Here is an 11085-nt window from a genome sequence, read left to right as displayed (position 1 = left end):
TGTACCTTTGCAACTTCTGTTTAGGCAGGCTTGAACGCGGTGCCAAGCGCGTATCAAGCCTGTAAAAGGTGTAAACGATGTCCCCGGTCTGATGTGTAAAGGATGTACCGGTCTCTACAGTGAGGGGGTAGATCTTGAACGCGACAGACTTTTCGATCTATGTGCATATCCGTTGCTGCGGTAACGGCCACTTAGGGTTTCGCCCTTACGGCGACTCACTTTTTTTACAAACGCCTAAAAAAAGTAAGCAAAAAAACGCTTGCTCCTACGTCCGGCCCACTCGCTAAAGCTCGGGGTTCCTTCGCTCCGGGATTCATCCGGGGGGCATCGCCTACGGTTTGCTTCGCTGCACCTCCTCTCGATGTGTTTGGCTTCGCCAAACGGTCGCTGCGCTCCCACCCCCGGATAAATCCCTCCACTCAGCCTTCCGACGTCGCCCGAGGATCAAAAGCGGTACTCGAGCTAACGCTCATCGTTTTGAGTGGTGAGAAGCGGATGCGGGCTGCTTTTGCTCTCTGTGGGAGCCAGCCTGCTGGCGATGGCGGCCTGACAGCCGACCAGTTTCTTGCAGACTTCACGCAATCCCTGTGGGAGCGGGCTTGGTCCGGGCGGCGATCCGACGAAAGCGGTCTGTCAGAGCACAGCAAAAGAACAGTCAAACATCTGGCTTTTTGGCGCATAAACGTAATTCTGCAAGCACGTTTAAAGTACACGAACCGTTACGCCATAAGGGCTACAACACCTTGCGTCGTTGCCTACGCGTACGCCAGAATCCGCCGGCTTACGCGGCTATGGGGCGGGCTATATCGTTTCCCTGTCACTGAAAAACAGTGATCGGGTTTGGTAGCCCGTTTCTTGACAGCCGTGTGGCGCCCCTTATGCAGTCTCATTTTTGAGGCTGATTTTATATGGTGGCCATGCGTGGGGCTCCTTCGGGGGCGCCGGGGGTTTCTCTGTCTTGACCGGTCTACCAACCCACGTGTGGCCGCCACCCATCGTTTGGTAGCGAAAGTGACGGCTCTTCAATTCTTTCAAGATAGAGAGTCCGTATGTTCAAAATTACGCCAAACCCACCAGAAACCGATTCAATCCCCTACGACGCCGCACTAGAAGCCGAAAACATCAAAACGGCCACCGAGCGGGCGATCAATCATTACCTCGATCCCGGGGCGCAGAAGACGTCCAAGCCATCGCGCAAGCCTGGCAGGATCTATCTGGTCAATCCAACGGTGGATGACGAAACGCTGCTGGTCGAAGCGTGCGAAACGCTGTCGTCGGCCAGTGACATGGCCCGGGACATTGGCGAAACCGTCGATCCGTCGCAGCGCAAGGCGATGCAGATACTGCAGCAGGTCATCATGCTGAGTGAGCTGCTGGTCAATCGTGTGCTGGATAACCATCACGTCTCGCGGTAGTTGCCGCCTCGGTGAGGGGCTTGTCCCCTCACTGCCTGGCAGCCGTCTACACAAATCCTCAAGCGACTCTTTCCGGAGTTCCAGCTGATGTCCAAGACCGTCATTCCACCGTTAGAAGATCCGGTGTCCCCCTACGAATTTCCCGATTCAAGAAAACTCCACGACGCCGCCGAACGCGCCCTCGACTATTACCTGACACCCGCAGCCCAAATCATGGCCACGCCTTACACCCCAAACGACATGTTCATGGTCAACCCGCAAACCGACACGGAGTCCTTGCTGGCCAACGCCTGCGAATCCCTCGCGTCAGCCACGGTCATGCTCGGCGACTTTGCCGGCCTGCTGGAAGGGCCGAACCGCAAGACCCTGTTGGGCATTGCGCAAGTGGTGATGTTGGGGGAATTGGCGGTGAATCAGGCGTTGGATAACCTCGTGCCGAAGGAGTAAGCGGCACAAAAAACCGGAAGCGTTTGGCTTCCGGTTTTTTTATCGATATCAAAAGGTCACAGCCTGCCAGTGATCACGAATTTATCGAACGCTTTCTGTCCATCACGTGCCGCTCGCCGCACATCAAGGAATGTCAGTTCACCCCGGACTTCCTTTCTCACAGGTTTGTCGGTCGTCAGCATCGGATTCTGCGTAGGAGGTTTTTTCATGCTGGCTAGCCCGTGGGAGTAGGTTTGGACGACAAAGTAGAGCCGGGCTTCAACGCGTGCCAGTCAGTTGGGTCTGATTCGGTTGTAGGCACTGTCCGCGCTTTTCGAATGAGATTTTCGCCAGCAGGCAGGGCCTCTTCGCGGGCAAGCCCGCTCCCACAGGGATAGGTGGTGGACACAAAATCTGTGAACGCCGTTAACCCTGTGGGAGTGGGCTTGCCCACGAAGAGGGCGGTGCTGGCCACATCCATTTCAGACAGGCAATAAAAACCCCGGAAGCTTTCGCTGTCCGGGGTTTCTTTATTGCCAGAACAATCAGCGGTTAAACCGCTCCACCAACGAGTATTGCGTGTTGGCAGTCTTCGTCAGCTCTTCACTCAGCAACGCCGAGTTATGCGCTTGTTCCGAGGTCTGGTCCGCCAGTTCCGAGATGTTGCTGATGTTGCGGCTGATTTCTTCAGCCACGGCACTTTGCTCTTCGGTCGCGGCGGCGATTTGGGTGGTCATGTCGGTGATGTTGGCCACCGCTTCGCTGATGCCCACCAACGCCTGATCCGCTTCCAGCACCCGTGCCACACCTTCTTCCGCCTGGCGATGGCCGGCTTCCATGGTTTGTACGGCGCTGGATGCGGTCTGTTGCAGCTTGGCGATCAGGGCGTGGATCTGGCCGGTGGATTCGCTGGTGCGTTGCGCCAGTTGGCGGACTTCGTCGGCGACCACGGCAAAACCACGACCCATCTCGCCGGCTCGCGCGGCTTCAATCGCGGCGTTGAGTGCCAGCAGGTTGGTCTGGTCGGCGATGCCTTTGATCACGTCGACCACGCCGCCGATTTCGTCGCTGTCCTTGGCCAGTTGCGTCACGGTCAGGCCGGTTTCGCCGACCACGACCGACAGGCGCTGGATGGCTTCGCGGGTTTCACCGGCGATGTCGCGGCCGCGACCGGTCAGGCGGTTGGCTTCCTGGGTGGCGTCGGCGGTGCGTTGGACGTGGCTGGCCACTTCTTGCGTGGTGGCGGCCATCTGGTTGACGGCGGTGGCGACCTGTTCGGTTTCCACGCGCTGACGTTCCAGACCGCTGGAGCTGTTGTGCGCCAGGGCGTCGGACTGTTTGGCCTGATCGGTCAGGTGCTCGGCGGTGTCCTGCAGACGGGTCAGGCAGGTTTTCAGGCGGGCTTCCTGACTGAGGATCGACATCTCCAGACGCGCCTGGGCGCCACGGCTGTCGGTGTACATTTGCGCGATCAACGGGTCGGACGTGGTCTGCTCGGCCAGACGCAGCAGGCGCTTGAGCCCACGTTGCTGCCATTGCAGGCCCAGCAGGCCCAGCGGCACCGACAGACCGGCGGCGAGGGCGAAGCCCCACTGCGAGTTCAGGGTGGCGCCGATCATGAAGCTCAACTGGCTGACCAGAATGAACGGCAGCCAGTCCTGCACGATCGGCAGCCATTTGTCGCTCGAAGGAATCGCCGACTTGCCCTGGTTGATGCGTTGGTAGAGCGCTTCGGCACGGCGGATCTGTTCGGCGGACGGTTTGACCCGCACCGACTCGTAACCGACCACCTGACTGCCATCGAACACCGGCGTTACATAGGCGTTCACCCAGTAATGATCACCGGTCTTGCAGCGATTCTTGACAATGCCCATCCATGGCAAGCCTTGTTTCAGTGTGCCCCACATGTGCGAAAACACCGCAGCCGGCACGTCAGGGTGACGAACCAGGTTGTGCGGCGCACGGATCAGTTCCTCACGTGAAAACCCGCTGATTTCGACGAAAGCGTCGTTGCAGTAGGTGATCACGCCTTTGGCGTCGGTTGTGGAAATCAACCGTTGCTGAGCCGGGAAAGTCCGTTCGCGTTGTGTAATGGGCTGGTTATTACGCATGGTTTTTCAATCCGCAAGGCTTTGAAAGGTTGTCGGCGGGGTCGGCGATTTGTTGAAGTTTTTTTTCATTTATAAGTACGGCGTCGCAAAACGGCTCTTGCTTCAACCCGCGAGCATCGGATAGGTAAACAGTCCGAAATGCAGCAGGTTCAGACCAAAGTGCGTGGCGATCGCGGCAGCAAGCCCGCCAAATCGGTAGGCCAGACCATAGCCGAGCCCCGCCAGACCCGCCAGCAACACCCATTGCCAGCCGGCGCCCACGTGCACCAGGCCGAACAGCAGGGACGCCAGCAGCAGCGCAAGATTTTCGCCGTAGGGCAGGTGTTTGAATCGTCGGCTCAGACCACCCTGTATATAGCCGCGAAACAGCGCTTCTTCGACCAGCGTCACCAGCAGCAGGTTGTTCAGCACCCACAGCCACGCCTGATCCGGCCATTTCGGTGCCCAGGTGATCATGCCCAGCAACATCGCGCCGCCCAGCGCCAGAATCACGCTCAACGTCAGAGCTAGTGCGGTGGCGTACACGGTCAGGCGCAATGAGCGCCGCGCGACGATCCACGGGCAGACCAGCAACAGCCAGAAGCCGATCAGTGGTTTGTCCAGATTCACGAACATTGAGAACGGCACGGCGTTGTCGGTGAAACGCTGCGCCGGGATGGCCCGGCCGTTATAGAAGCCCGGCAGCCAGTGCATGGCCAGCGCCACGGCCAGCACGATAAACAGGCCATGACCGAGAAAACGCCCGACCGGCACGGTTTGCTGGCGCACGGCGTAACCGGCGAAAACCAGCAGTGCAATGGAGATCAGCGCCAGCCAGCCGAGCTGGCCGAAACTCAGCGCCAATCCGTAACCAAGGCTGAGAAGCCCGAGATAGAGCCATGGCAAAGCTGTCATGGAAAGTCCTTGTGCACGATTTGTGGACAGGCTTTCTACACGGGTGAGGGCGAGGGGACAAGTGAAGGTGTGGGGGAAATCAGGGACAGCGCCAATCAGTGGTGAAGGAGGGCAAGTAACCCCTGTGGGAGCGAGCCTGCTCGCGATGGCGGTGGGTCAGTTGCACAAAAATTAACTGACACGCCTTCATCGCGAGCAGGCTCGCTCCCACAGGGCTTTGTGTTTGGCTGAAATGTCAGCGCAGGTTGAGCTTTGCCGCCGCGCGCTCAGTGATTTCAGTGCGAAGTTTCAGCGAAGGCGCCGCACGCTTGCGCGCCTCATCGACAATCCCGCTCGGAGCAGTGTCCGGGCTACCGGAATCAAACGGCGGCGCCGGCGCATATTCCAGCTGCAACTGCACCAGTTGCGCCGTGTCGACGCCGACCAGTTCCTGCGCCAGGGTCAGGGCAAAATCGATCCCGGCGGTGATGCCGCCCCCGGTAAACAGATTGCCGTCACGCACCACCCGATCCTTCACCGGAATCGCGCCCAAAGTTGCCAGCAGATCGTGATAAGCCCAGTGCGTGGTCGCCCGTTTGCCCTGCAACAGACCCGCCGCGCCGAGCACCAGCGAACCGGTGCACACCGACGACACGTAACGCGCCTGCGCCGCTTGCGACTTGATGAACGCCAACGTCTGCTCATCCTCCATCAACGGCCCGACCCCGGCGCCGCCGGGTACGCAGATCACATCCAGAGTCGGGCAGTCCTCGAAAGTGGTGGTCGGTTTCAGCAGCAGCCCGGTGCTGGAAGTCACCGGCACCAGATCCTTCCAGACCAGATGCACCTGCACATCCGGCAACGAGGCCAGCACCTCGTACGGGCCGGTCAGGTCGAGTTGCTGCACCTGGGGAAACAACAGAAAACCGATCTGCAACGCCATGATTCATCTCCGTAAGAAGGGGGTAGACGGCTTCACTGTAGGTGCGTAGGTTTTGGCGCATACGCCAATCAGCCCACGAATTACGCCAAATGCCGAAAACCATCCACATCCTCGCGTTCGCCAATGTGCAATTGCTCGATGTCACCGGGCCGTTGCAGGTCTTCGCCTCGGCCAACGACATCGCCCGCCAGCAGGGTTTGCCTGCGCCGTACGCGCCAACGGTGATTGCCAGCGGTGGTGGGGCGGTGAACTCGTCTGCCGGGTTGGCGATGCTGGCCGAACCGCTGCCCAAACAGCCCAGCGATACGCTGATCATTGCCGGCGGCTGGGGCGTTTACGCCGCTACTGAAGATGCCGAGTTGGTGAGTTGGGTGCGTGAACACGCCAATGGATGCCGGCGCGTGGCCTCGGTCTGCACCGGTGCATTTCTGCTGGCCGCCAGTGGCTGGCTCGACGGCCGCCGCGTCGTCACCCACTGGACCCGTTGCGAACAACTGGCGCAGAAGCACCCACGCTTGCAGGTCGAGCCCAATCCGATCTTCATCAACGACGGCCCGGTCTGGACCTCGGCGGGCGTCACCGCCGGCATCGACCTGGCGCTGGCCATGGTCGAAGACGACCTCGGTCGCGACATGGCCCTGGACGTCGCCCGGCAACTGGTGGTGTTCCTCAAACGCCCGGGCGGGCAGTCGCAATTCAGCGTGACGCTGTCACTGCAAAAACAGGGCAACCGCTTCGACGATCTGCACGCGTGGATCGCCGAACACCTGACCTGCGATCTGGGTATTCCAACCCTCGCCGAACAGGCCGGCATGAGCGAACGCAGCTTCGTGCGCCACTACCGCGCCGACACCGGCCAGACCCCGGCCCGTGCCATCGAATTGATCCGCGTCGAGACTGCGCGCCGGTTGCTGAGCGATACCGGATTGCCGATCAAACGGGTCGCGGCCAATTGTGGTTTTGGCAGTGAAGAGACGTTGCGCCGCAGTTTCCTGCGGGCCATGGGTGTGACGCCGCAGGCGTATCGGGAGCGGTTTTCGGTCAGTGCCGGAGCAGATCCAGTAATGCCTTGAGCGTTTCACCCGGTGCTTCCTCGGTAATGTTATGCCCGACACCGGCCAGCACTCGCCGCTGGTAAAAACCCGTGAAGTGATGAACATCTTCATCCTCCACTGGCGCCGGCCCGACTCCATCATCCGCACCGCACAGCGAAATCGTCGGAACGCTGATCGCCGGTTGTTTTTCCAGCGCCTGCTCCATCCACTCCAGCGCCGGATCGCCCGGTGCATACATGAATCGATGGCGGTAGGAGTGAATCACCACTTCAACGAAGTCCGGGTTATCGAACGCCGGTGCGCTCAGCGGAAAACGCTCGGCGTTCCGCGCCCAGGTCGGCGACCACAACTGCCACAGAAACTCGCACAGCGCCCGGCGATTCTGCGTCAGCCCTTCAACGCCACGGGGCGTGTGGAAGTAATACTGATACCAGAAGCGATGCTCGGTCTCGGGATCCAGCGGCTGGATCGAATGCGGAATGTCTTGCAGGTTGTAGCCATCGCCCGTCACCAACCCGCGCACACGCTCGGGAAACAGCGCCGCCACAATGCACGCTGCCCGACCACCCCAGTCATAACCGCACAATGTCGCTTGTTCGATACCCAGCGCATCCATCAGCTCCAGCAAGTCCTGAGCCAGCGCCGCTTGCTGGCCGGAACGCAACGTGTCCGGGCTGTTGAAACGCGTTGGCCCGTAGCCGCGCAGATACGGCACGATCACCCGATAACCCTTGGCGGCGAGGGGCGAGGCAATTTCGTCGTAGGCGCGGGGGGAGTAGGGGAAACCGTGGAGGAGGATGACCGGCTTGCCGTTTTCCGGGCCGTGATGCTCATAGGCGATAGTCAGACTTTCGGTCTTGCAAAACTGCATCGCGGCTGCGGTCATACGGGATTCCTCAAGTTTCAGCTTCCGCCACCTGATTGAAATACTTGCTGCGATCCGGCGTAAACGTCACCACCATCTTCGTCCGCGAGCAAGTCATGACCCGCTCGGCACCCAGATCAATATCCAGATCTTCCCCGCGCAACCCCTGCCACTGGGCCAGGTATTTCAGCGAGCCGTACTTTTCATTCTTCTTCAGGCTGCGACTCACGCCACCCTTCCAGCCCAGTACCGGCAGTTCATCGGCGCTGCAGCGTTGAGCGAGGTCGGGGAAGCGGGCGGCGCGCTGGCGGCCGATTTCCCAGCATTTGATCAGGCCCTTGTCGGCGGCTTCCCACAGTTCGTCGCGGGTCAGGCCCGTGCGCAGAGGGGAATCGATGGGGCGATGGATGCGTTGGCTCATTCTGGTTCCTTGAATCGGGTTTTTATTGGACAGCTCCGCTGTGCCCGTTGCGGTGGATGGTAGGGGGGGATGTAACCGCTGGCAACAAGGTATTTCGGGGTGTAAGTGCGAGTTGCGGGCCAAGCGTTACACGGTGTTGGCAGGTTTTCGTAGGCCGTGCCATCAACCATTTGTATCGAAAGTAATCGATTGTGTGGGCCAGCCCTTCAACCGCAAGGCTCGGGGGTGTTTGCCGTTCGTAGGTAGCCATCCTACAAACGGCAATTGGTATTGAGATCTTTCTTACAGGCTCTGGCGAATAAGGATGACTACGGCTGCCAGTAATTCTTCTCCCCACTCAACTTGCGATCGAGAAAACTCGCCGCACTGATCAACGCCAGATGGGTCAACGCCTGGGGCGTGTTGCCCAGATGCCGGCCACGGTTGTCGAATTCCTCCGCGTACAACCCCAGCGGATTGGCATAACGCAGCAGTTGTTCGAATTCCAGGTGGGCCTTTTCCACTTGCCCGGCGCGAGCCAGACATTCCACGTACCAGAACGAGCACGCGGCGAACGCGCCTTCGGTGCCGGATAATCCGTCGATACCCGCATCGTCGTTGCGATAGCGGTAGACCATGCCGTCGCGCACCAGATGTTTCTCGATAGCTTCCAGCGTCGCCAGCCATTTAGGGTCCTTGGCACTGACGAAACGCACCAACGGCATCAGCAGCATCGAACCATCCAGCGCGGTGCCGCCCTGGTACTGCACGAAATGTCCGTGCTCCGGGTTCCAGAAGTTGTCCCAGATGTCGGCATGAATAGCCTGGCGTGTCTGGTCCCAACGGGCGAAGGGCGCCGGCAGCGAGCGTTTCGAGGCCAGGCGGATCGCCCGGTCCAGCGCCACCCAGCACATCAGTCGCGAGTGCAGAAAGTGATGTTGCTCACCGCGCATTTCCCAGATGCCTACATCCTTGGTCTGCCAGGTCTCACAGACCTGATCGACCACTTCCATCACGTGTTTCCAGCCTTCGTGGGAAATCGCGTCGCCGTATTTGTTGACCAGATAAACGGCGTCCATCAATTCGCCGAAGATATCCAGTTGAATCTGGCCGTAGGCGCCATTGCCGATGCGCACCGGTTTCGCGCCGCCGTGGCCGGACAAGTGCGTGAGTTCGGTTTCCGGCAGTTCCTGGCGGCCGTCGATGGCGTAGAGGATGTTGAGCTTCATCGGCTGACCACTGCAATCGCTGACCCGCCCGCGCAGCCAGCGCATGTAGCCGTTGGCTTCGTCGACAAAGCCCAGGCGCATGAAGGCGTAGACGGTGAACGAGGCGTCGCGGATCCAGGTGTAGCGATAGTCCCAGTTGCGCTCGCCGCCGGGTGTTTCCGGCAAGCCGAAAGTGGCGGCGGCGAGGATTGCGCCGTGCTGGCGTGAGGTGAGCAGCTTCAGGGCGAGGGCAGAGCGGTTGACCATTTCCCGCCAGCGACCGCGATAGTTGGACTGGCCGATCCAGTCGCGCCAGAACTTCAGGGTGCGTTCGATGCACAGCTTGGCGGCCCCTTCGGCAAAACGCGGATCGTCGCTGGCGCCGAGCATGAACGCTGCCGTTTCATCCTGCTTGAGAGTGAATTGCCCGACTGCCGCATCGTGATCGACGCTCAAGGTTTGATCCGAAGCCAGCCGCAGTGTCGGCTGCCCGCTGGCACTGAACAGCACATCTTTTTTATCGAGTACGGCGCGGGTTTCAGCGCGAGCGTAGTCATGCCGAACGGCGCAGTGCAGGTGAAACGTTGCCTGCCCGCTGACCACCCGCACCCGGCGCATCAACAGCGGCAGGGCATCGTCGTTGTCGCCGATGGGCAGCAGGTCGGTGATTTCCACCACCGCATGGTCGCTGAGCCAGCGGGTTTGCAGGACGTTGGTGTCTGGCAGGTAAATCTGTTCGCGCCGGGCATCGGGCAGGTCCGGCGCGAGCTGGAAAATCCCCGCGTCGGGCGTGTCCAGCAGCGAACAGAAGATCGACGGACTGTCGAACTCCGGCCAGCAGAAGAAATCCACGCTGCCCTTGTCATTGATCAGCGCGGCGCTGCGCATGTCGCCGATGATGCCGTGGGCGTCGATGGGGCTTTGTCGTTCGGAAGGATGCTCAGCCATTGCCACGGAACTCCGGATAGAGGCTCATGCCGCCGTCGATGAACAGGGTGGTGCCGACGATGTAGTCAGAGGCATCGGAGGCGAGAAACACCACCGCGTTGGCCACGTCCTCGACATCGCCGATGCGCCCGTAAGGGATGAGTTTGAGCAGGGCTTGCCCGGCGTCGCCCTCGGTGGCGTTTTTATTGATGGCCGTGCGGATCGCCCCCGGCGCGATGCCGTTGATGCGGATGCGCTGGTGGCTGGCTTCCTCGGCCAGGGTCTGCATCAACTGATCGACGCCGCCCTTGGACGCTGCGTAGTTCACGTGCCCGGCCCACGGAATGCGCTGATGCACCGAACTCATGTGGATGATTTTGCCGGCGGCCCGGGACACGCCTTCGCGCACACCCTGGCGATTGAAGATCCGCAGCGCGGCGCGGGCGCAGAGGAACTGGCCGGTGAGGTTGACGCCGATCACCGTATTCCAGTCGGCCAGCGACATATCCACAGCCGCCGCGTCCTTTTGCAGGCCGGAATTGGCCACCAGAATGTCCAGCGTGCCGAAGGCGTCGAGAGTCTGTTGGAACAGCCGCTCCACGTCCTCTTCCTGCGAGACATCGGCGCCGATGGCGATGGCCTGACCACCGTCGGCGACGATCTGCCGGGCCAGCGCTTCGGCCGGTTCGGCCTGACGGTTGTAATTGATGACCACCGCGGCACCGGCCGCGGCCAGGGCTTTGGCGGCACCGTGGCCGATGCCGGAGCTGGCGCCAGTGACGAGTGCTACCTGGCGGGCGAGGGAAATCTGCATGAACAGTCGCACCTTGTACGGGGATCTGATCAACTGACCGATATCCTT

At 60.6% G+C, this 11085-nt stretch carries 10 protein-coding genes; 3 read left to right on the top strand and 7 right to left on the bottom strand.

The annotated features are described in order from the left end of the window. Positions 1 to 1049: 1049 nt before the first annotated feature. Together DXT77_RS09840 and DXT77_RS09835 are read left to right on the top strand one after the other, a co-directional pair. Positions 1050 to 1415, top strand: a complete 366-nt coding sequence (locus DXT77_RS09840) for a DUF6124 family protein (protein WP_119427500.1) — start codon at positions 1050 to 1052, stop codon at positions 1413 to 1415. Between the two features lie 87 nt (positions 1416 to 1502). Next, on the top strand, positions 1503 to 1862 hold the full coding sequence (locus tag DXT77_RS09835) for a DUF6124 family protein (protein ID WP_011333296.1): 360 nt from the start codon (positions 1503 to 1505) through the stop codon (positions 1860 to 1862). Positions 1863 to 2386: 524 nt separating this feature from the next. Here the strand turns inward: DXT77_RS09835 and DXT77_RS09830 are convergent. The 3 genes from DXT77_RS09830 to inhA all read right to left on the bottom strand — a co-directional run bounded on the left by DXT77_RS09830 (position 2387) and on the right by inhA (position 5768). Next, positions 2387 to 3952 (bottom strand): PAS domain-containing methyl-accepting chemotaxis protein, encoded by a 1566-nt coding sequence (locus DXT77_RS09830; RefSeq protein ID WP_085711948.1) that lies wholly within the window; start codon positions 3950 to 3952, stop codon positions 2387 to 2389. Between the two features lie 102 nt (positions 3953 to 4054). Then, positions 4055 to 4846: a CPBP family intramembrane glutamic endopeptidase gene (locus DXT77_RS09825; protein WP_119427499.1), complete on the bottom strand. Its 792-nt coding sequence runs from the start codon at positions 4844 to 4846 to the stop codon at positions 4055 to 4057. A gap of 235 nt (positions 4847 to 5081) precedes the next feature. Further along, positions 5082 to 5768: an isonitrile hydratase gene (gene inhA / locus DXT77_RS09820; protein ID WP_119427498.1), complete on the bottom strand. Its 687-nt coding sequence runs from the start codon at positions 5766 to 5768 to the stop codon at positions 5082 to 5084. Positions 5769 to 5857: 89 nt separating this feature from the next. Here inhA and DXT77_RS09815 point away from each other — a divergent pair, with 89 nt between their 5' ends. Then, positions 5858 to 6841 carry a GlxA family transcriptional regulator gene (locus DXT77_RS09815; RefSeq protein WP_119427497.1) on the top strand — a complete coding sequence of 328 codons (984 nt, stop codon included), beginning with the start codon at positions 5858 to 5860 and terminating at the stop codon, positions 6839 to 6841. Here DXT77_RS09815 and DXT77_RS09810 read toward each other — a convergent pair. The 4 genes from DXT77_RS09810 to DXT77_RS09795 form a co-directional block, all read right to left on the bottom strand. Beyond that, positions 6810 to 7709 (bottom strand): alpha/beta fold hydrolase, encoded by a 900-nt coding sequence (locus DXT77_RS09810; RefSeq protein WP_119427496.1) that lies wholly within the window; start codon positions 7707 to 7709, stop codon positions 6810 to 6812. The genes DXT77_RS09815 and DXT77_RS09810 overlap by 32 nt on opposite strands. Positions 7710 to 7719: 10 nt before the next feature. Continuing rightward, entirely contained in the window at positions 7720 to 8109 is a 390-nt protein-coding gene (locus DXT77_RS09805) for a hypothetical protein (RefSeq protein WP_119427495.1), read from the bottom strand. 308 nt (positions 8110 to 8417) lie between these two features. After that, positions 8418 to 10244 carry a glycoside hydrolase family 15 protein gene (locus tag DXT77_RS09800; protein ID WP_119427494.1) on the bottom strand — a complete coding sequence of 609 codons (1827 nt, stop codon included), beginning with the start codon at positions 10242 to 10244 and terminating at the stop codon, positions 8418 to 8420. Further along, the gene (locus tag DXT77_RS09795) at positions 10237 to 11037 is read right to left on the bottom strand and encodes a glucose 1-dehydrogenase (RefSeq protein WP_119427502.1); all 801 of its coding nucleotides are present in this window, start codon (positions 11035 to 11037) and stop codon (positions 10237 to 10239) included. The genes DXT77_RS09800 and DXT77_RS09795 overlap by 8 nt, the downstream gene beginning before the upstream one ends. Positions 11038 to 11085 lie beyond the last annotated feature (48 nt).

It is taken from the genome of Pseudomonas sp. 91RF (genome assembly GCF_003576265.1).
Classification (GTDB): domain Bacteria; phylum Pseudomonadota; class Gammaproteobacteria; order Pseudomonadales; family Pseudomonadaceae; genus Aquipseudomonas; species Aquipseudomonas kribbensis.
Note: the sequence above shows the minus strand (reverse complement) of the source record. Positions and strands in the feature narration are given on the sequence as shown.